This is a genomic window from Aquabacterium sp. (assembly GCF_014378415.1).
GTDB lineage: Bacteria > Pseudomonadota > Gammaproteobacteria > Burkholderiales > Burkholderiaceae_C > Aquabacterium.
Map to the genome: position 1 here is coordinate 1 of NZ_JACMNS010000175.1, position 22,147 is coordinate 22,147.

Annotated in this window: 20 protein-coding genes and 2 pseudogenes; 5 read left to right on the forward strand and 17 right to left on the reverse strand. The window is 60.6% G+C overall.

Annotation, left to right across the window (positions count from 1 at the left end):
- Nucleotides 1-72: 72 nt before the first annotated feature.
- The 9 genes from hsdR to H7225_RS15580 form a co-directional block, all read right to left on the reverse strand.
- Entirely contained in the window at nt 73-2,442 is a 2,370-nt protein-coding gene (gene hsdR, locus H7225_RS15540) for an EcoAI/FtnUII family type I restriction enzme subunit R (protein ID WP_290663441.1), read from the reverse strand.
- On the reverse strand, nt 2,439-2,906 hold the full coding sequence (locus tag H7225_RS15545; RefSeq protein ID WP_290663443.1) for a hypothetical protein: 468 nt from the start codon (nt 2,904-2,906) through the stop codon (nt 2,439-2,441). Before H7225_RS15545 ends, hsdR begins: the two co-directional genes overlap by 4 nt.
- The gene (locus tag H7225_RS15550) at nt 2,869-3,474 is read right to left on the reverse strand and encodes a nucleotidyltransferase domain-containing protein (RefSeq protein ID WP_290663445.1); all 606 of its coding nucleotides are present in this window, start codon (nt 3,472-3,474) and stop codon (nt 2,869-2,871) included. Before H7225_RS15550 ends, H7225_RS15545 begins: the two co-directional genes overlap by 38 nt.
- A gap of 225 nt (nt 3,475-3,699) precedes the next feature.
- The gene (locus tag H7225_RS15555; protein ID WP_290663447.1) at nt 3,700-5,400 is read right to left on the reverse strand and encodes a DUF262 domain-containing HNH endonuclease family protein; all 1,701 of its coding nucleotides are present in this window, start codon (nt 5,398-5,400) and stop codon (nt 3,700-3,702) included.
- A gap of 84 nt (nt 5,401-5,484) precedes the next feature.
- Nucleotides 5,485-6,609, reverse strand: coding sequence for a restriction endonuclease subunit S (locus H7225_RS15560; protein WP_290663449.1), 1,125 nt, complete (start codon nt 6,607-6,609; stop codon nt 5,485-5,487).
- Complete coding sequence (locus H7225_RS15565) at nt 6,606-8,057, reverse strand: type I restriction-modification system subunit M (RefSeq protein WP_290663451.1); 1,452 nt, start codon at nt 8,055-8,057, stop codon at nt 6,606-6,608. Before H7225_RS15565 ends, H7225_RS15560 begins: the two co-directional genes overlap by 4 nt.
- 50 nt (nt 8,058-8,107) lie before the next feature.
- Nucleotides 8,108-9,424 (reverse strand): DUF6880 family protein, encoded by a 1,317-nt coding sequence (locus H7225_RS15570; RefSeq protein ID WP_290663453.1) that lies wholly within the window; start codon nt 9,422-9,424, stop codon nt 8,108-8,110.
- Between the two features lies 1 nt (nt 9,425).
- Nucleotides 9,426-9,719 carry a helix-turn-helix transcriptional regulator gene (locus tag H7225_RS15575; protein ID WP_290663455.1) on the reverse strand — a complete coding sequence of 98 codons (294 nt, stop codon included), beginning with the start codon at nt 9,717-9,719 and terminating at the stop codon, nt 9,426-9,428.
- Nucleotides 9,720-9,742: 23 nt separating this feature from the next.
- A complete protein-coding gene (locus H7225_RS15580) occupies nt 9,743-11,110 on the reverse strand; it encodes a HipA domain-containing protein (protein WP_290663479.1) in 1,368 nt (455 codons plus the stop codon).
- A 167-nt stretch (nt 11,111-11,277) separates the two neighbouring features.
- Between H7225_RS15580 and H7225_RS15585 the strand changes: the two are divergent.
- The 3 genes and pseudogenes from H7225_RS15585 to H7225_RS15595 all read left to right on the forward strand — a co-directional run.
- Nucleotides 11,278-12,896: pseudogene (locus H7225_RS15585) on the forward strand (3'-5' exonuclease); the annotation flags it as partial.
- Between the two features lie 181 nt (nt 12,897-13,077).
- Nucleotides 13,078-13,350 carry a YlcI/YnfO family protein gene (locus H7225_RS15590; RefSeq protein WP_290663457.1) on the forward strand — a complete coding sequence of 91 codons (273 nt, stop codon included), beginning with the start codon at nt 13,078-13,080 and terminating at the stop codon, nt 13,348-13,350.
- A complete protein-coding gene (locus tag H7225_RS15595) occupies nt 13,347-13,661 on the forward strand; it encodes a type II toxin-antitoxin system RelE/ParE family toxin (RefSeq protein ID WP_290663459.1) in 315 nt (104 codons plus the stop codon). The genes H7225_RS15590 and H7225_RS15595 overlap by 4 nt, the downstream gene beginning before the upstream one ends.
- Before the next feature lie 64 nt (nt 13,662-13,725).
- Here H7225_RS15595 and H7225_RS15600 read toward each other — a convergent pair whose 3' ends face one another.
- Entirely contained in the window at nt 13,726-14,127 is a 402-nt protein-coding gene (locus H7225_RS15600) for a type II toxin-antitoxin system VapC family toxin (protein WP_290663461.1), read from the reverse strand.
- Nucleotides 14,127-14,354: a type II toxin-antitoxin system PrlF family antitoxin gene (locus H7225_RS15605; protein WP_290663463.1), complete on the reverse strand. Its 228-nt coding sequence runs from the start codon at nt 14,352-14,354 to the stop codon at nt 14,127-14,129. The genes H7225_RS15600 and H7225_RS15605 overlap by 1 nt, the downstream gene beginning before the upstream one ends.
- 104 nt (nt 14,355-14,458) lie before the next feature.
- Here H7225_RS15605 and H7225_RS15610 point away from each other — a divergent pair, with 104 nt between their 5' ends.
- Nucleotides 14,459-14,794: a hypothetical protein gene (locus H7225_RS15610; protein ID WP_290663465.1), complete on the forward strand. Its 336-nt coding sequence runs from the start codon at nt 14,459-14,461 to the stop codon at nt 14,792-14,794.
- A gap of 377 nt (nt 14,795-15,171) precedes the next feature.
- On the opposite strand, the gene glmS is transcribed toward H7225_RS15610, so the two are convergent.
- Nucleotides 15,172-17,055 carry a glutamine--fructose-6-phosphate transaminase (isomerizing) gene (gene glmS / locus H7225_RS15615; protein ID WP_290663467.1) on the reverse strand — a complete coding sequence of 628 codons (1,884 nt, stop codon included), beginning with the start codon at nt 17,053-17,055 and terminating at the stop codon, nt 15,172-15,174.
- A 170-nt stretch (nt 17,056-17,225) separates the two neighbouring features.
- On the opposite strand from glmS, the gene H7225_RS15620 reads away from it, so the two are divergent.
- Nucleotides 17,226-17,729, forward strand: a complete 504-nt coding sequence (locus tag H7225_RS15620) for an Lrp/AsnC family transcriptional regulator (protein ID WP_290663469.1) — start codon at nt 17,226-17,228, stop codon at nt 17,727-17,729.
- Nucleotides 17,730-17,749: 20 nt separating this feature from the next.
- Here H7225_RS15620 and H7225_RS15625 read toward each other — a convergent pair whose 3' ends face one another.
- From H7225_RS15625 to H7225_RS15645, 5 genes and pseudogenes are all read right to left on the reverse strand, one after another.
- Nucleotides 17,750-18,655 (reverse strand): J domain-containing protein, encoded by a 906-nt coding sequence (locus H7225_RS15625; protein ID WP_290663471.1) that lies wholly within the window; start codon nt 18,653-18,655, stop codon nt 17,750-17,752.
- A 99-nt stretch (nt 18,656-18,754) separates the two neighbouring features.
- Nucleotides 18,755-20,149 (reverse strand): bifunctional UDP-N-acetylglucosamine diphosphorylase/glucosamine-1-phosphate N-acetyltransferase GlmU, encoded by a 1,395-nt coding sequence (gene glmU, locus H7225_RS15630; RefSeq protein ID WP_290663473.1) that lies wholly within the window; start codon nt 20,147-20,149, stop codon nt 18,755-18,757.
- A 24-nt stretch (nt 20,150-20,173) separates the two neighbouring features.
- On the reverse strand, nt 20,174-20,833 hold the full coding sequence (locus H7225_RS15635) for a DUF4136 domain-containing protein (protein WP_290663475.1): 660 nt from the start codon (nt 20,831-20,833) through the stop codon (nt 20,174-20,176).
- Entirely contained in the window at nt 20,826-21,794 is a 969-nt protein-coding gene (gene ttcA, locus H7225_RS15640) for a tRNA 2-thiocytidine(32) synthetase TtcA (protein WP_290663477.1), read from the reverse strand. The genes H7225_RS15635 and ttcA overlap by 8 nt, the downstream gene beginning before the upstream one ends.
- Nucleotides 21,795-22,009: 215 nt before the next feature.
- A pseudogene (locus H7225_RS15645) lies at nt 22,010-22,147 on the reverse strand (dihydroneopterin aldolase); the annotation flags it as partial.

The following is a 22,147-nucleotide window of genomic DNA, read 5'->3' on the forward strand; positions in this document are numbered from 1 at the left end:
CGGCCCTCGTCGAGGAGAGCGCTGCGGCGTCAGAAAACCTCAAACTCCAGGCTGTTCGCTTGAGTTCGATTGTCAAGCAGTTCGTCCTCGCGCCGATTTGATGTCGGCTGACGCCTCATACAGGTGCCGCTGAAAGCCCACGAACACGCGCCGCACCTGCTCTGGTTTGCCCAACTCTGCAAAGGCATCAGCAATCGCGTTGTTGTACTTGAGCTTGAGCAAGGGCGACAGCTTCTCCTGGTCAAGCTCATCGACGCCCTGCTTCACATACTGGACGAGCACAAAGTCCACAAAGGCTTGCTGCTTGTCGGTGAGGCCATCGGCCAGCATCGCCGCCACTTTGGCCTTGGCTGCCCGAGCTTCTCGGGACACAGGCTCCAAGGCAAAGGCCACATGCGCCAAAACATCGTAAAGATCGCTGTTCTCAGCATCGATGATCTTCTGCATCTCCAGCAAGGGCTCGCGGCCAAAGCCCTTGTCGGCCAAACCCGCCAACAAGGCTTTGCGTGTGTCGGGTGCACTCCAGATCGTTCGCAGCTCGTCCTCGTCCTTGAAGAACTCGGGCAGCGCCCCGTACAGCGCCTCAAGGAACTGCGCGGCAGACATCGGCGTGCCATCGGCACTCCAGAACGTGGTGGCCGTCATGTGCTGGATCTTGCGGGCCTTGCCGTCGGCCAGCTTGACCATGATCTTGGCAGGGCGCGGATCAAGCCCAGCGCCCGGGGGCTCACTGGCCACCAACACCAATGGATCTGGCTCGCGTGGGGACGTGACGCCACCTGTGGGCACAGGCTCAATGGGCTCGCCATCCCACGCCGGATCGCTGAACAGGTGGTGCGCCTTCACGAAGTCATAAATCGTGAAGTAGTCCTTGCCGTCATACAGCCGGGTGCCACGCCCGATGATCTGCTTGAACTCGATCATCGAGTTCACCGGGCGCAGTAGCACGATGTTGCGCACGTTGCGGGCATCCACCCCGGTCGAGAGCTTCTGTGACGTGGTCAGTACCGTCGGGATGGTCTTCTCGTTGTCCTGAAAATCACGCAGGTGCTGATCGCCCAGGGCGCCATCATTGGCGGTCACGCGCACGCAGTAGTTCGGTGCGGTGCTGGTCTTGATCTGGTTGATCAAATCACGCACATGCAGCGCATGAGCTTGCGTGGCGCAAAAGACGATGGTTTTCTCGCGCTGGTCGATCATGCCCATGAGCAGCTTGACCCGGTGCGCCTCGCGCTCTTTGATCTCAATGATGCGGTTGAAGTCTTTCTCTTCGTAGCGCTTGCCCGCCGTGATGTCGCCCTCCACCACCTCGTCGTCGGCGGTGTAGACGTAGTCATCCAGCGTGGTCGCAATCTGCCGAACCTTGAAGGGCGTCAGGAAGCCATCGTTGATGCCCTCTTTGAGGGAGTACTGGTACACCGGCTCGCCAAAGTAGGCGTAGGTGTCCGTATTGATGGTGCGCTTGGGCGTGGCCGTCAGGCCCAACTGCACAGCGGGCGCAAAGTATTCCAAAATAGCCCGCCATGAGCTTTCATCCTTGGCACCGCCACGGTGGCACTCGTCGATCACGATGAAGTCGAAGAAGTCAGGTGGGTACTCGCCAAAATAGGGCAATTCACCCGGGCCACTCATGAAGGTCTGAAAGATGGTGAAGAAGATGCTGCCGTTCTTGGGCACTCGGCCCTTCTTGCGGATGTCCGCGGGGTCGATGCGCACCAGGGCATCGTCAGGGAAGGCCGCGAAGGCGTTGTAGGCCTGATCGGCCAGGATGTTGCGATCGGCCAGGAACAAGATGCGCGGGCGGCGCTTGGGTTCTTCGGCTGATTTCCAGTCGCCCAAGTTCCAGCGGCTTTGAAACAGCTTCCACGCCAGCTGAAAAGCCACGAAGGTCTTGCCCGTGCCGGTGGCCAGCGTGAGCAGGATGCGATCTCGGCCGTGTGCAATCGCATCCAGCACCCGGCTGATGGCGATGTCCTGGTAGTAGCGGCCCTGCCACGTGCCGCCTTTGTCTTCAAAGGGGATGGCGGCAAAGCGGTCGCGCCAGGCGTTGGCCTGGGCAAAGGTCTGGGCCCAAAGCTCATCGGGGCTGGGGTAGGCGGGCACATCGCCTTCGGTGCCCTGCGCCATGTCGATGCCGTAGATGGCCTGGCCATTGGTGGCGTAGGTGTAGCGCACGGCCAATTTGGCGGCATAGCTTTTGGCCTGGCCTACGCCTTCGGTGTGGGGCTTGGCCCAGGCCTTGGCCTCGATCACGGCGAGCTTGGTGTTGCGGTAGACCAGCACGTAATCGGCGATCTCGGCGCGAGCCCGTTTGCCACCACCTTGCAAGCGGCCCTGGGTGATGGCGTGCTCACGCAGGATGCGGCTGCCTTCGACCACGCCCCAGCCAGCGGCTTTCAGGGCGGGGTCGATGTGCTCGGCGCGAGTTTCGGACTCGTTCATAGGGCCAAACCTTGTTTCATGAGCTTGCTGTGTTGCTCGTGGAACCAGTGCGCCACCTCAGTCAGAAAAGGCGCGACCCATTGCAAGGCTTCTTCCACCTCGGATGCGTGCACTGCAAAGCCCGCCCGGTATTTGCGGTTGCGCCAATCGCGCAGGGTGTCGAGTTCATCGTGGCGTGGCTCACTCAGGCCCAAGGCCTGCACGGTGCCTTCAAGCACCACGGCGCGGTGCCCCTTCTCGCTGGTGGCGCGCCAACCTTCAGCACAGGCCACCGCCAGGCAGGCCATCAACACGGCATCCCAGGCAGCATCCATGCGGGTGCCGGCAGAAATGGCCGTTTGCCGGGCATCCTCCAGTTTGGTGTGGGCTTGCTTGAGCCACTGCACCACATCGCGCCCATTGGCCGCCTGCGGCTTGAGGGCCGAATCAGGTTCGGCGGCCAGGGCCTGAAAAGACTTCAACATCGAAATCGCCAATCAAGGGTGTCCGGGGCCCTCGCACAATGTCTTGTGCAAAGCTCTCTCCGCCACGGAGTTGTTCATGGAATGAATCGATGGTACACGCAGTGGCATGGACCTCCCGGCCCAGCGCCCTGCCTGCGGGCTTGAGCGCCACGTTCACCTTGAGTTCGGAGACATCGCCCAGCACGAGCACGTCGATGTCGCTGCCCGCCCCGGTCTGGCCACGCGCCACCGAGCCAAACACCAGGGCTACCTGAATGCCCTTGAGGGGCTGCAAGGCTTCGCGCAGGGTGCGCACAAGGACGCTGTCCTGCTGCATGAGTTGAACCAACGGCGCCAAGGCCGGGTCGGGGCTGGCTTGGTAGCGCGGCAGGCCATCGGCCACGCGGCGGGCCACCAGGCCAGCGGCCACCCAGCGCTTGAGCATGCGCGAAACATTGCCTGAATCGACCCCGGCCTCGGCCGCCAGTTCACGCAGGCCGAAGCCCCGGCTGGGCTCGGCAAACAGGGTGCGCAGAGCGCGGAAACGGTCTGCACTGCCAAAGACTTCGGTGAGTTGGGGCTCGTTCATGGCTCAGGTTGCTGTCAATTTCACCTCGATGGTGTCATATTTACAGCATCGATGTCAAATTGACATCGACCATATGCGCTGCGCAATCCCCTTGTCGATGAGGTCGCTCTTGCCGTCTGCTGTCAGCAATTTCAGTCGGTGACAACTTGCCACCGACTGACCGCCTTCATTTTCCAGCAGCCACCTCAAATGGTGCCAGTGCTTGCGTGCGGTCTGAAACACATCCTAGGCAAAGTCAGCCCGCCACACATGCGCTGCACGGGCAGCCATGCGGCTCTGGCGTTCACCCAAAGTGGCCGGATTCCACTCGGCGACACCTGATTCAGCCAGGTTTTTTGTCAAGCCATAAGCACTGCTTGCGTACAAGGGCAGCTTCTGAGCGAACTCAACGTTCTGGCAGTTGCGGTTGATCGACGACTCCAGCAGCAGGAAATTGCCCAACCGGTACACAAAATCTTTCTGGCGCTCAGGGCTGAACGCTTCATCCCAGCTCCCGGACGGGTTCTCTGGCAACACGTGCTCAATGGTGCCTGGGTCAGTTTCCCAATCGCGTGCCACGCTCGAGGCGTCAGCCTCCAAATGGCACAGCACATACTTCACCAGCTTCTTGCGGCGGCCGTTGGTGTCCATCTCCTTGTTGGAGAAATCACGCACGAACTTGTCGTCGTCCACGTAGATGCTCCGCAAGGCGTTAAAGACTGCGGCTGGCGTTGCCAACTCACCATCCAACACACCCTTGGCCGCCCGGTGGTAGACCGGCTCCAGCTCGTTGGTGTTCAGCCCCCCGATCACCGTGTAGCGGAACGACACCACACACAACAACTTGAGCACACGCACAAAGTCATCCGGGCTCAAGCGCGCCCAAGCGGCAAAAACCAAGGGGGTGTGTTGTCGCACCCCAAACAACTGCAAATCACGGATGTAGGGCCGCGCCGCAGGTCGCTCTTGCCAGAACTCGTGGGCGGTGTCGTCCATGGCCGCAAACAAGTCGGCACGCTGCTCCAGGGCATCCATCAGGGCGAACACATCCGCCGAGGATCGAACCTCGTCACGCACGGTCTTGAACAGCCGCTGTTTGCGCACCTGGGGAAAGCGGCACAACAGGTGGTAGCGCAAGAACTCTGGAAAGCGCTCGTGTTTGACGGTACCGATCATGTGGTGCCACCTGCGCTGCAAGGCCATCAGATCAGATTTGGCGGCCACCCTTGAAAACAGATAGTTCTTCAAGAGATCGGTGGACGACAGCTCCAGGCCTCGGGCGTTGAGCGTCTCAAACACCGTGTAGGCGCTGATGTCGTCTTCCACCGTGATCAAGATGAACAAGAGTTGGCGTGCCACCGTGTCAGACAGCAAGCGGGCCAGGGCTTCACCCTGCGCGCCCATGTCAGACAAGCGCTGGTCAAACCAGCCAAAGCATTGCCACAACAGGCGGTTGGATTTCGGCAAGCCCCGTGGGTTCAAGGGCTGGCGCAGCTGCACCAGGTAATCTTGATAGAAGCCATCGTCGGTGTCGTTGAGGAACAGCTTGCTGCTCTCCAGCAAAGAGGCGGGGTCCTTTTCACCGATGAAGCGATTGCGCAGTTGCGCTGCACGATCGGCGTTGGCCGCCTGCGTGGCCTCATCACCCGGCATGGCTTTGAGGCGGTGAATGACCGCCAAGGCCAGCACGCTCAGCGTGGCCACGCGCTGCTGGCCATCGATGATCTGGAACTCGCGGTCTGACGATGCCTCGACCACCAGCGCGCCCATGTAGTGAAAGCTGCCGGGAACCTCACGCAACTCGATGATGTCGTTCCAGAGGTCTTCCCACTGCTCTTCTTCCCAGGCGTAGTCACGCTGGAACGAGGGCACACGGTATTTCTTGCCGTTGCCGATGAGGTCCAGAAACGTGACGTCCTGGGTTTTCAGCAGATTGCTCTTGGCCATGTTGCGTTTCCTAGCTTGCCCGGTTTCAGGCCCGGCGTTGTTCACCGAACTTTATGCCATTCAGGCGGCTGGCGTCGAGGTGGTTCACAGTTGGCCGGTGAAGGCTTGGTGGAGAAGGGATTTTTTCAGTTCGTCTAGGGCCGCGAGTTTGCGAGCGTAAATGCCTTGCATGCTCTCGACATTGTCAGCCAGGGAATCGAGCTTGCGAGTGATCTGACCCTGAACCTCAACCGGCGGCAAACTCAACTGATAAGCAAACAGGTGATCTCTGTTGACCTTAGGCATACCAGCTCTGGCTGACCCTTTGATGGCGTAATCAGTGAAGGCCGATGAGAGCAATGTGTAGTACAAAAAGTCACGCGAGATCACACCTGGCTTTGGCATCAAAGGATAGATATCGGCACTACAAAGCCCACTGAAATCCGGCCTGACCACCTTCATCAGATATGGCCGAATCTTGCTGTACAGCACCATCGAGTCATCAAACTCGAACTTGCCCGAGATCAACTGCTCTTGGCGGGCCGTCAAGACATCGACCACCTCACCCGTCTTTGAAACAATGTTGCCTGCGCCGACGTGCAGTTGATCCAGGTACGGCGCATCTCGCGGGTCCACCAATTTTGATCGAATCTCGCAAACGTCTGCCATTGTGAAATGGGTGATGCCCCTCCCCGACTGGTCAACCAGCAGGAGCATGGCGTGTTCGAACAACTCGCTGACTCTTTGTAGGCTCTTCTCGGCGTTGGCCTTGGCGGTGGCGATGGCCTCGAAGGCTTCGTCGAGGATGGCGACGATGCGGTTCTGCTCTTGAACCGAAGACGGGTACCGAACAGCTATTGGGTTGAGGTTTGTACGCGTGATCTGAGGTTGTGCAGCGCCGGTGATTGCAGCGTCAAGGTCCACACCACCGCAGAGCAGGTACTCCAAAAAACGCAAGTCAATGGCTTGATTCTTTGGGCGAATAACCATGGAATTTCCAGTGATCCACGACCTCGGCTCAGAAACATTTATCGATCCGCAGGTTGCCCCCCGACAAGTAATTAAGAGTTGCGACTCCTCATGGTTAAAGCGATCGTAACGACCGATCACCCCGTTTGCACCATAGACCGGATACGGACCATCCGGAACCAACTCCTTAGAAGTGATCGTCTTGGGTTGGTACATATCGCACGTTTCTTGGAGCGTGCTCGTGATCCAACCGCCGCTCACACCAACCCCCGAATCACCGCCAGCACATCCGCACTCTCCGCATCCAGCGCCGCAATCTCATCCAATATCACCTGCGGCGTGCGCAGCACCACCTCATCGCCACCCTTCGGGTTCTTCACCGACAGGTCACAGGTGGCCGCATCCAAGCCCGCCACCTCCACCGACCAACTCTGGTCCGACGCCGCAAAGCTCTTCTGCCGCGCAATGAAATCAACCATGTCGCCATCATTGAGCGGGTTGGTCTTGCCCATGTTGCGGCCCGGGTTCAACTGATAGAACCAAACCTTGCGCGTGGGCTCGCCCTTCTCAAAGAACAGCACCACCGTCTTCACACCCGCGCCCTGAAACGTGCCGCCCGGGCAATCCAGCACCGTGTGCAGATTGCAGCTTTCCAGCAGCAGCTTGCGGAGGCTGGTGCTGGCGTTGTCGGTGTTGCTCAAGAAGGTGTTCTTGATCACGATGGCCGCACGCCCACCGGCCTTGAGCGATTTGATGAAGTGCTGCATGAACAGAAAGGCCGTCTCGCCCGTCTTGATCGGGAAGTTCTGCTGAACCTCCTTGCGCTCTTTGCCGCCAAAGGGCGGGTTGGCCAAGATCACGTCGTAGCGGTCTTTGTCCTGGATGTCGTTGATGTTCTCGCCCAGGGTGTTGGCGTGGACCACGTTGGGCGCCTCAATGCCGTGCAGGATCATGTTCATGATCGCGATCACATAGGCCAGGCTCTTTTTCTCTTTGCCGTAGAAGGTGCGCGTTTGCAGCGTCTTGAGGTCATCGGCCTTGCTGGCCAGAGGCAGCAGGTAATCAAAGGCCTCGCACAAGAAGCCGGCCGAGCCACAGGCGCCATCGTAGATGCGCTCGCCAATTTGGGGCGCCAGCACCTTGATCATGGCGCGGATGAGCGGGCGCGGCGTGTAGTACTCGCCACCGTTGCGCCCGGCGTTGCCCATGTTCTTGATCTTGGCCTCATACAGATGCGAGAGCTCGTGCTTCTCGGCCTGCGAGCCAAAGCGCAACTCGTCGATCAGGTCGATCACGTCGCGCAGGTTGTAGCCGCTCTGGATCTTGTTCTGGATCTCGCCAAAGACCTCACCGATTTTGTATTCGATGGTGTTGGAGCCGCTGGCGCGTTGCTTGAAGCCGGCCAGGTAGACAAACAAGCGCCCGTTGACAAAATCACGCAGGTCATCGCCCGTCATGGCGGCGTTGTGGTCAAGCTTGCCCTCAGGCGTTTTGGGCGCGGCCCAGCTGTTCCAGCGGAAGACTTCGGGCAGGATGAAGCTGTAGGCCTTGCCTTCAAGCTCGGCCTCATTGGCCTTGTCCAGCTCCAGGGCGTCCAGGTATTTCAGGAACAGCAGCCACGATGACTGCTCGGTGTAATCCAGCTCACTGGTGCAGCCGGCGTCCTTGTGCAAGATGTCGTCAATGTTCTTGAAGGTCTGTTCAAACACGTAGGGCGCCTGTCTCTGTCTGATGGAGGGGTATCACAGCTTATTCTGGCTCACACGCCATCATCGTCGTCCGACGGCGCCAGGCGCTTGCCATTCACATGCGCCCAGAATGCCGGTTTTCGGCCATGCCGCAAGCGGACATCGGCTTCGAAAGCCTCATGCAACGGCAGGGGCATTGGACCACCTCCTCCCATGCTTGCAAGCTCGCGCAGGCGCAGCAGGTAGCGGGCCCCATGCCCATACGATGGCGCATAGCCGCGCTCAAGGATCGCCAGAAGGAGTGCACGGTAGACCACCGCCTCGCCCAGCCAGCGCTCTTGCGCACGAAAGGCTTTGGCCATGGGCACGAGTGACGCATAGTGCCGCCCGTCCACGCGGGCAGGCTCGGCCACCAGCAGCGCCTCGGCGGTTGCCACGTCACCAAGCTCCAACAGCAGGGTGCTGGACGTGGTCAGATCCGCATGGCTGAGGGCCGTTTGGTGGGCATGCACCAATGCCGCGGCACGGTCGGCCTGCGGCAGGTGCTCAAGCCATTGCTGCAGGTAGATGACGGCCGGGTTCTGCTCAAAAATCTGCTGCCGGATGGGCAGGCTTTCCTTGAAACGCCCCAGGCGCTCCAGCGCATCGGCCAGCATGCTTTGTCGGGTGCCTTCCATGTGGCCCCACGCGCCTTCAAGCCAAGGCAGCGCTTCGGCTGGAAGGCCGCCGTCCAGGTAGGCCTGTGCAAACGACTGGCGCTGCAAAGGGTTGGGATCAGGGCTGTAACTCAGCACGGCGCGAACCTGCACACCGGGGTCGCGAAGTGCCTCGGACAACAGCGACAGGGCCGGCTCGGCCAGCAGCAAATCGGCGCGCCGCAATAACTCTTCGCGCGCACCATGCTGGTCCGCCGAGGCCAAAGTCATCAGCCGCCCGGGCCAAGCATCTGCTGGCGACTCACAGAGCGCTGCGGCCTGCAGCCAATGTATGCAGGCCGCTCGCATCGCATCGCCAATGGCACCGCCAGAATCATCGGCTTGATCGAACCAGGTGCTGTCGGCCTCAATGAAGCTCTCGAACAGCGCCACGGCGGCGGCCGGATCTTTGGGGACCAGCTCCTTGGCGACTTGGTCTAGCCAAGTTTCGAGCATGCTGCCGTATTCGCGCGATTCGCGGTAGCCTCGGATTTTGGTCGAGCGCCACAAGGCCGCCAAGGTCTTCTTAAATCCAGAGGCCAGCTTGTCAGGACGGTTGGCCAACTGAAGGCGGGTCAGACGCTGCTTGACCTCCTTGTTCGCCTCGGCCAGCTCAAGCAGGACGGCACAAAGGGTGGATGTCTCCTGCTTGAGGAGGAAGGCATCGAGCGTTTCAATGGATGCTTTGGGCATGTCAGGTGGGGGCCTTCACGGCGTTGGGAACAAAGCCGACATGCAAGCCGAAAACTTGAACGACTTTGTTGAGCGTCTCGATGGTCGGATTCCCGGCGTCCGATTCAATCTGACGCAGTGCCGCCGTGCTGATGCCTCGGTGCTTGGCAAACTCTGGTTGCGTCAGTTTGCTCAGCTTGCGCATCCTCTTGACGGCCTCTCCGACCGAGATCCTCCCCAAGGCCAAATCTTGATAGAGCGCCTCGCGATCTGCACGGTCTTTCTCTCGGTCAATCGTCTTGATGCGCTTGTCCATGGCCGCCTCCGGTACAGGTGAAGTCAGGCATGAAGTTTGACGAGCTGATTGGCTTGTTCATCAATCGACATGAGGCATTGGTCAAGGATGTCCTTCTCGACGCCACAGTCATGTGCCAGTGCACGCAAGCCGGCCACGATCTGGCTGAAATCGACCAGCTCGCCAACGATGTTCTTGTGCTCTTCGGCCGTCAATGTCTTGCCTTCAACCAAGGCGTCAAGCGTCGGCTGCCAGTCACGAAGGGTCGCTCCTTTGGCGTCGGCCCATTCAACGCTTCTTGGAACCACGTCCGGGTCTTTGAACATCGGGGCAAAGTCAAAAATCGGCGTGAGCTGGGCCGTGCCATCTGGCAGTAGCTGCATCGCCGTGTTCCGAGCGTGATTGTCGGTGTCCCTCATGGCCCTGGCCATCACGTCACGCTTGATGAACTCGATCGTTTCCGCCTCAACATTCGTGGCCTTGGAGCGCATCGCCACCAGCAACTCGTTGAGGGTTGTGTGCGCGGCGAATCCACGAAGCCCGGTAACGCTGGCCATGCTTTCCTGATGCAGGCGATGCAGCTTTCCGTCAATGATTTGCCTGTCAAATCTTCGAACGAAAAGCATTTCACCCACAAGCATCACGCCATCTTCAGCACCATGGCTGCCAACGGGCGCACGCAGCCCACACCTGGCGGCCAGGCGCAGATAGGCGGCCTCGTTGCGCAACACGGCCCTGTCCTCATTGGTCTTTCCGCGAGGAAGCTTCATGAGCCAATGCGCCACGGCCTTGTCGTCTGCAAGCGCCATGTCCGCATGCCATTGGCCCGCCACGTCTTGCGCCAATAAAAACTTTGGAGCCACGCCTTGAACGCCCGTGGTCCCGCCCGCCAACATGGCGTACAAGCTCACGTGGTCAAGGAACTGATCCGAGCGATTGCGCAGGTCGTCCAGCGTCAGGCCCTGGACTTGCTGGGCATGGGGCTGCTTGGCCGACTCCACTTGAAAGAATTCGACCGCAGACGCCAACCGCATCCTGCCGATTGGGTTGAAGGCGCCGGCCATCAGCAGCGGCATCACCAAGCTGTCATGATCCTGAAGGCCAAGGTGTTTGACCAAGAACCCCCGCCCCTTGCCCTGTGGGACCAAGTCATAGAGACATGGGGGGATTTTTCTCTCGAAGTTGCCAGCCTCATCGGGCACCTCTGGCCGGAACTCCAAGGGAAGGCCAAAGGCAATTGCTTGGGCCTCGTCTGCAAACAGGTACTCGGGCAGGTACTCGAGCCGGCACCGGTCATTTCCGCAGGACTGAAGGTCAGCGGCCGGTCGCCAAGCACCGTTCAAGTGCACCTCTATGGTTGTTTCAACTTTCATGGCAGGCTGATGAGTAGAATCATTTAATTTACTTATCATGATAGCCAAACAAGATGCCACATAGAAATTTATTTCAGCATCAAAATAGCTTAAATGACATCCCCGAAAAATGGCTGACTCCGGCGGTGCGGCAAGCCTCCAACCTGGGTGAGTGCGCCACGGCCCGCCATTCCTATTGCATGATGGGCAGCTGACAAAATCGCCGACTGGCCGAGCGGCTTGAGCAAAAGCTCGACGCTGATTACCTGCTTTGGTATGACGTGCCCATCGGCCCCAAGCAGTCGCAGCCCGACTTCGTGATCATTCACCCCAAGCGCGGCCTGCTGATCCTGGAAACCAAAGACTGGCGCCTTGACACCATCAAGCAAGCCTCGCGGCAAGCGTGGGAGATCGTCCCAGATGGGCACCTGAAAGTTGTCATCAATCCCTTGGCCCAGGCCCGCCACGGCGCCATTCAGGTGGTCAACGCGCTGGAGCGCGACGCGCAACTTGTGCCAGCCGCCGGACCGCACCAAGGCAAGCTGGCTTTTCCGCGGGGCCGCGGCGTCGTGTTCACGCGCATCACGCGCAAGCAGTTTGACGATGCCGGCCTGCACGAGGCCATTGAACCGCACCACGTCATCTGCGCGGACGAGATGCTGGAATCGGTGGATGCCGAAGCCTTCCAGCAACGGCTGTGGCACATGTTCCCGCACTCATTCGGCGGGGCGATGTCATTGCCGCAGCTGGACCGCGTACGCTGGATCATGTTCCCCGAAGTGCGCGTGCCAACCCAGGGCAGCTTTTTTGACGACCAGGATGCCGACGCCGACCTGCCCGACATCATGAGCGTGTGGACCTGCAGCAAGAGCAGTTGGCGCGCAGCTTGGGCGATGGGCACCGCGTGATCCACGGCGTGGCCGGCTCGGGCAAGACCATGATTTTGGGCTACCGGGCCGAATACCTGGCCAAGGCCCACACCCCCACGTCCAAACCGATCCTGGTGCTGTGCTTCAACGAGCCCTTGGCCGTGAAGCTGGATGCCGTGTTTGCCGCCAAGGGGCTGGCCGACCGCGTGCATGTGCGCAACTTCCACAAATGGTGTCGGCAGCAGCTGGTGGCCTTTGGGCAGGATGTGCCGGTGGGCCACCCCTTAAAAATTTTCGACCAAATGGTGAACAACGGGATCCGCGCGGTAGACGGCAAGCACATCCCTTCGGGCCAGTACCAGGCCATCTTGATTGACGAAGGCCATGACTTTCAGCCTGAATGGCTCAAGCTGGTGACGCAGATGGTGGACCCAAGCACTAACAGCCTCTTGCTGCTGTATGACGATGCGCAGAGCATTTACGAACGCAAGCGCAACAAGCAGTTCAGCTTCAAGAGCGTGGGGGTGCAGGCACAAGGGCGCACCACCATCTTGAAGATCAACTACCGCAACACCAAACAGATCTTGCAAACCGCCAGCCTGATCGCGGCCGACCTGCTGACGCCCGAAGACAAGGACGACGACGGCATCCCCCTGATCCGCCCCATCAGCTATGGGCGCGAAGGCCAGGCGCCGATGGTGGTGCGCTTGCCCAGTCTGCGCGATGAGGCCTTCAAGGTGGCCGAACTGCTGCAGGCAGCGCACGAGGAAGGGCACGCCTGGGGCGACATGGCCATCCTGTGCCGGGACTATGCGGTGATGGATGAATGCGCGCTGGCGTTGAAGCACAGGCGGCTGCCTTACCAGGTGCGCAAGGCGTCTGGCGACTACAAGCCCAATGCCGACTCCATCAAGGTGATGACGATGAAGGTGAGCAAGGGGCTGGAGTTTTCAGTCGTGGCGATGCCAGGGGTGGGATTGCGCAGCGGTTGGGGGCGTGAGAGATTCAAATAGCAGTGGCTACTTTCGACCCACGGCAGTCGTAGGCTCACCGAACGGGCCCGCCAGATTGCTGACGGTCGCGCTGGTGCGGAGTCGATGCTGCCTGAGATCCAGCACGGCGCTTGAACACGTAGTGCGGATGCACTACACTAAGGTCATGAAAACCGCCGTCATCCCTCAAGTCCGTGTCGAACCTGAGTTGCGCGCTGATCTTGATTCGGTGCTTCTGCCTGGCGAGACGCTGACTGAATTTGTCGAGGCATCGGTGCGTCGCGCCGTCGAATTTCGTCGCGTTCAAACGGACTTCGCCGCCCGGTGCGAAGCCTCATTGGCAGTGTACGAGCGCACCGGGGTTTCCATACCGTCAGACGTTGTCTTGTCGAAGCTTGAGGCGAAGGTGGCAGCGCGGGTGAAGCAGCTTCGCAAATGACGTTCAGAGTCGAGTTCACGCCTGAGGCCGATGCTGATCTAGATCGCCTGTTCGACTTCCTGCTGGATCGCGCCGAGACTGCCCTAGAAGCCATGCGTGCCTACGAGGCTGTCGAGGCCATTCGCACCGCTGCCAACAGTCATCTCGCGACCACGCCCTACAGCTATCGCAAGGTCGGTCAACGCCCAACATTGCGGGAACTCATCATCCCGTTTGGCTCCACCGGGTACGTCCTTCGCTTCGATATACGCACCCCTGAGTTGGTCCTCGTCATCGGCGCGCGCCACCAGCGCGAGGAGGATTTCCACTGACAGCGGCTCGCTTGGCAGCCGCCGGTCATTGATGTCAGTAACTGGCCGAAAACCGACTTCCCCATCAAGACCCCATCATCTCAACCGACTCCATCCTCGCTGCCCGCCGATCAAACGTCAGTAAAGGCGCATGCCCCAACGCAGCGCATGCGCCAGCATGCAAGCAATCAGCAAAGTCAGCAACACCTTCCCTGTAAAGGTGAAGGGCCTGCTCAAGCAAAGCCTCATTCTCAAACTCAATCTCTTGCGTTTCAAGCAAGGCGTTGAAAGCCTTGATCACCGTCGGCTTGTCAAACCCATAGCGTGATCGCAGCACCCATTCCAACTCCAGGATGACAGTGGTGGGCACCAGCAAAGTTTCCGCACGGGATCGCACCTTTGCCAGCAAGGCATCCACCGCCGCAGATTGACGAGCATCGTCGTCCACCAACCAACGCACCAGCACATTGGTGTCCAGGCCCGCCATCAGTCGCGCCCGATGTTCATGTCATCAATGGCCACCTTGGCCGACCCGCGTGGCCGCTTGAGCAGGCCTTTCAAATCGACCATGGAGCGGGTCTTGGCCCGCATCACCACGGTGCCATCTTGCAATGGCGTGAAGACCACGCGGTCCTGCGTAGTCAAGCCCAAAGCCTTGCGTATGTCAGCAGGAATGGTGATCTGGCCTTTGCTGGTAACGGTTGATTCCGACATGAATATTCCTTACATTTTGAATATTGTAAGGAATTAAATTTCAGAAGGCAACCGACGACCTCTGAGAGGAAGGTCAGGCGTACTGCGCCCGCCAGCAGCAGCTCATGCACGCATTAGGCAATCTCGCCACCAAATTGCATGCTGATGCAATCACCGAGTCCACCGAACCAAGGGAGAAAGTTCAATTGCTTCAGTTCGATGGCATTGCTCCCCGTCGATTCATTGAATTGTTCGAAGGTAGTTCCCGCAAGAAGGCTGGAGTGTTAGGGTTGCCTCAGCGTATCGAGGCGTTGCCCTCAACGCATGTGAGTCTCAAGGCTATCCCACGGTTAGAGCAAGTCGTTGTAGCGGAGATCCAGACAAAGGCTCTCCGCCTTCCCAGCTTGCTACCTACAGAGGACAACAATGACGCAAACCCGACGCCCAAATCGGCAGCTTGAGTTGCCTATGCTGTCTGATATCAATGGCAAATCTGGTGTTGCCCAGAAGTTGGCAACTACAACGAATCGCTCCTTGCCCAAGGCATCGGCTGATCCGATCTCAAGTGCATCCGTCCAAGACCTGTCCGTTTATGAACAGATCTCCAAGAGCTACTTCCACAGCCTGAAAAAAGCTTAAGTGCAATAGCTCGACCTTCGGGCTCACCTCAAACAAAAAAGCCAGGCAATGCCTGGCTTTTTTACAAGTGAACGTGGCGGTTTTTGCCTTGAACTTCGACCGAGTTTCCTCACAAAAAAATCGTCAAAGTCCGACAGACTTTATTACGGACCGACAGACTTTATTATTGGGAATCAGCGAAGAGCATTTCGCTAGCCGATCACTCCACCGTGACCGATTTGGCGAGGTTACGCGGCTTGTCCACATCCGTCCCCTTCGCACAAGCCGTGTGATACGCCAGCAACTGCAACGGCACCGTGTGCAAGATGGGCGACAAGGCGCCGTAGTGCTCCGGTAAGCGAATCACATGCAGCCCAGGCTCTGCCTGAATCTGCGTGTCCGCATCCGCACACACATACAGCTCACCCCCACGCGCCCTCACCTCTTGCATATTGCTCTTCAGCTTCTCCAGCAAGGTGTCGTGCGGCGCCACCACCACCACGGGCATCTCTGAGGTCACCAGCGCCAAGGGCCCGTGCTTCAACTCACCCGCCGGATAAGCCTCGGCATGGATGTAGCTGATCTCTTTCAGCTTCAAGGCACCTTCCAGCGCAATCGGGTAATGCAGCCCACGCCCCAAAAACAAGGCGTTGTCTTTGCGCGCAAACGATTCCGCCCAAGAGATGATCTGCGGCTCCAGCGCCAGCACCGATTGCAAGGCCACGGGCAGGTGGCGCATGTCAGTCAGGTGCTTGGCTTCTTGCTCGGGGCTCAAGTGGCCACGCAGCTTGGCCAGCGTCAAGGTCAGCAAGAACAAGGCGGCCAACTGCGTGGTGAAGGCCTTGGTCGAGGCCACGCCAATTTCCACACCGGCCCGCGTCACGTAGGCCAGCGCGCATTCGCGCACCATGGCGCTGGTGGCCACGTTGCAGATGGTCAGCGTGTGCTTCATGCCCAGGCTTTGCGCGTGCTTCACCGCAGCCAGGGTGTCGGCCGTCTCGCCAGACTGGGTGATGGTGACGACCAGGGTGCGCACATCGGGCACGCTGTCGCGGTAGCGGTACTCGCTGGCCACTTCCACCTGCGTGGGGATCTTGGCGATCGACTCCAGCCAGTACTTGGCGGCCGAGCCAGAGTAGTAGCTGGTGCCGCAGGCCAAAATCAACACGCGGTCGATCTTGCCGAACACCTCCAGCGCCTTGTCGCCAAACAGCTCGGGCGTGATGGCGACCACGCCTTCCAGCGTGTCGGCAATGGCGCGCGGCTGCTCGAAAATTTCCTTTTGCATGTAGTGGCGGTAAGGGCCCAGCTCGACCGCACCGCTGTGCACGGTCACCGTGCGCACGGGGCGCTCGGCGGCGTCCATGCGCTGGTGCTCGGTGGCACCGGCAGCGCGGTTCTCGATCCAGTGGCGGCCGGGTTGCAGGTCGACCACGTCGCCTTCTTCCAGGTACACGATCTGGTCGGTCACGCCGGCCAGGGCCATGGCGTCAGACGCCAAAAAGCGCTCGCTGGCATCGACGCCGCCCACGCCCAAGATGAGGGGCGAGCCTTGGCGGGCACCGACCACGCGCTGGGGTTCGTCGCTGCAAAACACGGCGATGGCGTAGGCGCCGGTCAGGCGCAGCGTGGCGGCTTTGACGGCGGCGAACAAGTCGCCGTCATACAAATGGTCCACCAGGTGGCTGATGACTTCGGTGTCGGTCTGGCTCAAGAACTCGTAGCCCTTGGCTTGCAGTTCGGCGCGCAAGGTTTCGTGGTTCTCGATGATGCCGTTGTGCACCAGGGCGATGTGGCCAGGCTTGGTCTTGGCCGCGTCTTTGCCGGTGCCGTGCGAGAAGTGCGGGTGGGCGTTGTGCACGGCGGGCGCGCCGTGCGTGGCCCAGCGGGTGTGGGCAATGCCCAGGGTGCTGTTGATGCCGTCGGCCTGGATCAGGGCGCCCAGCTCAGAGACGCGCTCGGTGCTGCGCGAGCGGCGCAGTTGCGAGTCTTGCAGCACGGCCACGCCGCAGGAGTCGTAGCCCCGGTATTCAAGCCGCTTGAGGCCCTCGACCAAGACCGGGGTGATGTTGCGCGATCCAACGGCGCCGACGATTCCGCACATGCTGATGCTCCCTGAGGCCACATGGGGCCAATCCAACAGAAGGGATCGATGCTATGGCTTACGTCAAGAAATGTTGTTTTGTTTTAAATCTAATTTTGGAGATTTATTCCACACTCAACACATCAAAAAATCATCATGCAAATATTGGCTTTGATTTGCAATAATCTTTCATGCCCAACCCATCCGCGCCATCAACCATCGATGCCATCGACCTGCAACTGCTCGCCCTGTTGCAGAAAGACGCCACCCCGTCCAACCAGGCCCTGGCCGAGCTGGTGAAGGTGTCACCCGCCACTTGCCACCGCCGCGTCAAGCGCCTGTGGGATGCAGGCCTGATCGAAAAACAAGTGGCGGTGCTGTCGCCCGAGCGCTTGGCCGAGGCGCTGGGCTGGGGCTTGTCGGTGCTGGTCGAGTTGACCCTTGATCAGCAAACGCAAGAAGCGCTGGATGCGTTTGAGGCCAAGGCCGTGGCCGATGACCGCGTGCAGCAATGCTGGCGCGTGTCCCCCGGGCCAGATTTTGTGCTGGTGATCCAGGTGGCCGACATGCCCAGCTACCAAGACCTGGCGCGGCAGCTGTTCACCGAAGACAGCCATGTGCGCAATGTGCGCGCCTTTTTTGCGGTCAAGCGGGCCAAGTTCGGCACCGCCCTGCCCTTGCCGGCCAGCACCTAAAGCGGTCAGCGAACGACGTGTCAGCGCTTGAGGGGTGCCGCGGGGGCCAGGGAGTCCACCAGTTGCCGCTCCTGCCGCAGGTTCAGCGGCTTGCCATCAAGCGGATGGTGCTGTGGTGTGCTGGCCACCTGGCGCGAGAACGAGCCCTTGGCCGGCTGCAACTCACCCAGGCTGGGCAAGATGGCCATCAATTGCTCGTCAGACAGCTTGGACAGCTCGGTCACCGTGGGCTGGCGCTCAAAGCTGGGCGGTGGCGCTTCAGGGCGGCTGAGCGGCATGCCCTGCTCGGCAGCCAAGAGTTCTTCGGGCGTCATGGCCACGGTCGGCTCGGAGGCGCGCGCCGTGACGGACGCTGTTGATGCTGGCGTGGGCGCGGCATCGGCCAACCCCGACATTTGATCGTCATCCAGCGTGCGCTCTGCCGGATGCGCGGCGTATTGATCGGACAAAGCCTTGTCCATTTGGTGGCGGCTAACCACCCCCCAGCCCACCCAGATGGCAGACAAGGCCACCACCACGCCCAAGATGATGGCTGCGTATTTGCGGTTGGGCGTGAGCGGCCACAGTGGGGTGGGCCCGGAGGGCTTGGGCGTCATCCAGTCGATGTCAACGCGGGTTTCTGAAAAACCGTTGTCGCCCTCTGCCATTTCCATGGCCCTGGCCTGGTTGCTGGCGGCTGGCTTGGCCTTGGCCTTGGTCATGGCCTTGGTGGCCAGCAAGGCGTCGTATTCGGCACGCAGCTCTGGGTTGATCAACACCTCGTAGGCGGCGTTGATGGCCACCATCTGCTCGTGCATCTCGTCATCGCGGCCCATGGTGCCACCCTGCCGATCAGGATGGCGCTTGCCTGCGAGTGCCCGATAGGCTGCCCGGATGACCTCGGTGGGCGCATCCGAGGTGACTTTCAAGCAGTCGTAATGGTTCACGGCCAGGCAGTCCTGCTAGTGGAGGGAATGTAAAGTCGTCATGTTAACGACAGGCTCACCCGCCGGGCCCGGTGTAGAGGCGGGAGATTGCACTTTTATTCAGCGTTTGATCTTTTGCGGACGCTGCCAGCCGGCCAGGGACACCTGCTTGGCACGCGCCACCGTGAGCTGGCCTGCCGGCGCGTCCTTGCCCAAGGTGCTGCCGCCGCCAATGGTGGCGCCATCGCCCACGGTGATGGGCGCCACCAACACGCAGTTGGAGCCCACCTGCACATCGTTGCCGATCACGGTGCGGTGCTTGTTGGCCCCGTCGTAGTTGGCGGTGATGCTACCCGCGCCGTAGTTGACACGCTCACCCACCGTGGCATCGCCCAGGTAGGCCAGGTGGTTGGCCTTGGAGCCCCGGCCCAGGGTTGAATTTTTAACTTCGACAAAGTTGCCGATGTGGACCTCGGGGCCCAGTTGCGCGCCAGGGCGCAGCCGCGCGAAGGGCCCGATGACCGAGCCCTCGCCCACCGAGACGCCCAAGGTGTCGCCATCGATGTGCGTGAAGGGCTGGATGACCACGCCCGCGCCAACCGTGGCGTTGCGGATCACGCAATTGGCACCAATCTGAACGCGATCGCCCAAACTCACCGCGCCTTCGAACACGCAGTTGACATCGATGTCCACGTCTTGGCCGCATTGCAGCGTGCCACGCACATCAAAGCGGGCCGGGTCGGCCAGGCGCACGCCTTGTTCCATCAGGCGCTCGGCCTGGGCACGTTGGTGGCGGCGCTCCAGCTCGGCCAGTTGCAGGGGGCTGTTCACGCCCAGCACCTCGACCTCATCGCGCGGCTGCGCCGCCACCACGGTCACGCCATCCAGTTGGGCCAGGGCCACCACATCGGTCAGGTAGTACTCGCCTTGCGCGTTCTGGTTGGTCAGCTTGGACAGCCACTGCTTGAGCTTGGCGGTGGGCGCGGCCATCACGCCGGTGTAGACCTCGGTGATGGCGCGTTGTGCGTCGGTGGCGTCTTTGTGCTCAACGATGGCCAGCACCTTCTGGCCCGAGGCATCGCGCACGATGCGGCCATAGCCGGTGGGGTCAAGCAGGTGGATGGTGAGCAAGGCCAGCTGGTTGCCAGCGCTGGCGTCGATCAACGCACGCGCGGTGGCCGCTTCGATCAAGGGCGTGTCGCCATTCAGGATCAGGGTGGTGCCCGCGTCAGGCAGCACGGGCACCGCCTGCTGCACGGCGTGGCCCGTGCCCAGTTGCGGCTCTTGCCGCACGAAGCTCAAGGGCAGGCTGGGGAAGGCCTGGCGCATGGTGGCCTCGACCTGATCAGCGCCGTGCCCGGTGATCACAATTTGCTGCGCCGCCGACAAGTTTGAGGTGGTGCTGATGACGTGGGACAACATGGGGCGACCAGCGATTTTGTGCAGCACCTTGGGGTGGGCCGACTTCATGCGGGTGCCCTTGCCGGCAGCCATGATGACAATGGAAAGCGACATGGGGATCCTGTGGGACTGTGACGACTACTTGGGGGATTCAGCGTCTTGGGGGTTCAAGGGGATGGAGACAATGCGCGGGCTGATCGCAGGCAGCGGAAAGTCCTTGAGCGCGGCCGCGAACATGGGCGCCATCAGGCGCTCGTCCCAGCCACCATTTTGCTGGCGCACAGCATGGGTTTCGTACAAGACCTTGGTGGTTTTCTTGTCGCGGATCAGCAGGTCAACCTGCATCTCACTCATGGGCGGCTCCAGCGACATGCCCAGGCCAAACCCGAATCGGCTGCCACCACCGTACCAACTGCCAAAGCCCACGCGGCCATAGGGCCCATATGGGCCCCAACGGTCGCGCCAAGGGCTTTGGTACAGGCGCGACTGCATGGCCACCTGCACCATCACATCGGCCGCTTCGGGCGTGGCAGCGAGCGTGAAGCCCGCCGTGGCCAGCGCAGGGGCTGCGGCCGCTTCCACATTGGCCTGCAAGGGCGCATCGACCTGCTGCGAGGGCAGGCGCTCGAAAGCGTAAGTGGTGGCCGAAGGCTTGCGCTCGGTGGGCCAGTTGCCATAGCTGGAGACCTCGCTGGTCACCGAATGCAAAGCCGCGCAACCGCTGAGCGCGGTGGCACCCACCACCAACAGCACGGCGGCCACGCTTCTCATCCAGCGACGCGGGGTGTGGTCAGGCATTTTGCGGCCGAATGCTCACAATGGAGATCTTGGATTCGCCCACCGGGCCGCAGCTTTCTTCTTCGTCAAAGGCGATGTCGCCGTCCAACACAGGCTGGCCGGCGGCCTGGATGGTGGTGAAGGGGTACAGGCTGCGGTCCATCAAGTGCGAGGGCACGATGTTGGACAAGGCCGTGAACATGTTGTCCACGCGCCCCGGGAATTTGCGGTCCCACTCATTGATCATTTCGCGCATTTGCTGGCGTTGCAGACCGTCCTGGCTGCCACACAGGTTGCAGGGGATGATGGGGAACTGACGGTGTTCTGCATAGGTGGCCAAATCCTTCTCGGCACAGTAGGCCATGGGACGAATGACCACATGATCACCGTTGTCTGTGACAAGTTTGGGTGGCATGCCCTTGAGCTTGGAGCCGAAGAACATGTTCATGAACAGTGTTTGCAGGATGTCGTCGCGGTGGTGGCCCAGGGCAATCTTGGTGCAGCCCAACTCGGACGCCACGCGGTACAAGATACCCCGGCGCAGGCGCGAGCACAGGCTGCAGGTGGTTTTGCCCTCGGGGATCACGCGCTTGACGACGCTGTAGGTGTCCTGCTCTTCAATGCGAAACGGCACGCCCACCTTGGCCAGGTACTCGGGCAGCACGTGCTCCGGAAAGCCAGGCTGCTTCTGGTCCAGGTTGACGGCCACCAGCTCGAACGGCACTGGCGCACGCTTTTGCAGGTTCATCAACACGTCGAGCATGGCGTAGCTGTCCTTGCCCCCCGACATGCAGACCATGACCTTGTCGCCGCCTTCGATCATGTTGAAGTCGGTGATGGCCTGGCCCACCTGGCGGTGCAGGCGCTTGGACAGCTTTTGCGCCTCGAACACTTGCTTCTTGGCCTTGGCGTCTGCGGCCTTGGCTTCGTCGGTGCGGTGCAGGAATTCGGGGCGGGTGTCGGTGATTACGGCGTCGTTCATCCCTCTATTTTCGCCGATCTGGCGTGATCTGGCCAATCAGGGCTGAAAGTCGATGGGGAATACCTTGTGAACCTCATTCAACGCAGAAGCTTACGTTGCGCCAACAAGCACACCCCACAGGGAAGATTGTTTTCCTACTCAAGCACATCGCCCACACGACGATCACGTGGGCGCGCATCAACGCCAAGCCTTGACGAGGCCGGGCACCGGGCGGATCACCACTGCCCGGTCTCCATCCTGATCGCCACTTCGCAGTCATCGAAGATCTCCAGCTTGGCAATCTTGACGCGCACGCCCAGCACGCCGGGCAGGTCCATCAGGCGCAGGCACAGCTTGCCGATCATCGACTCCAG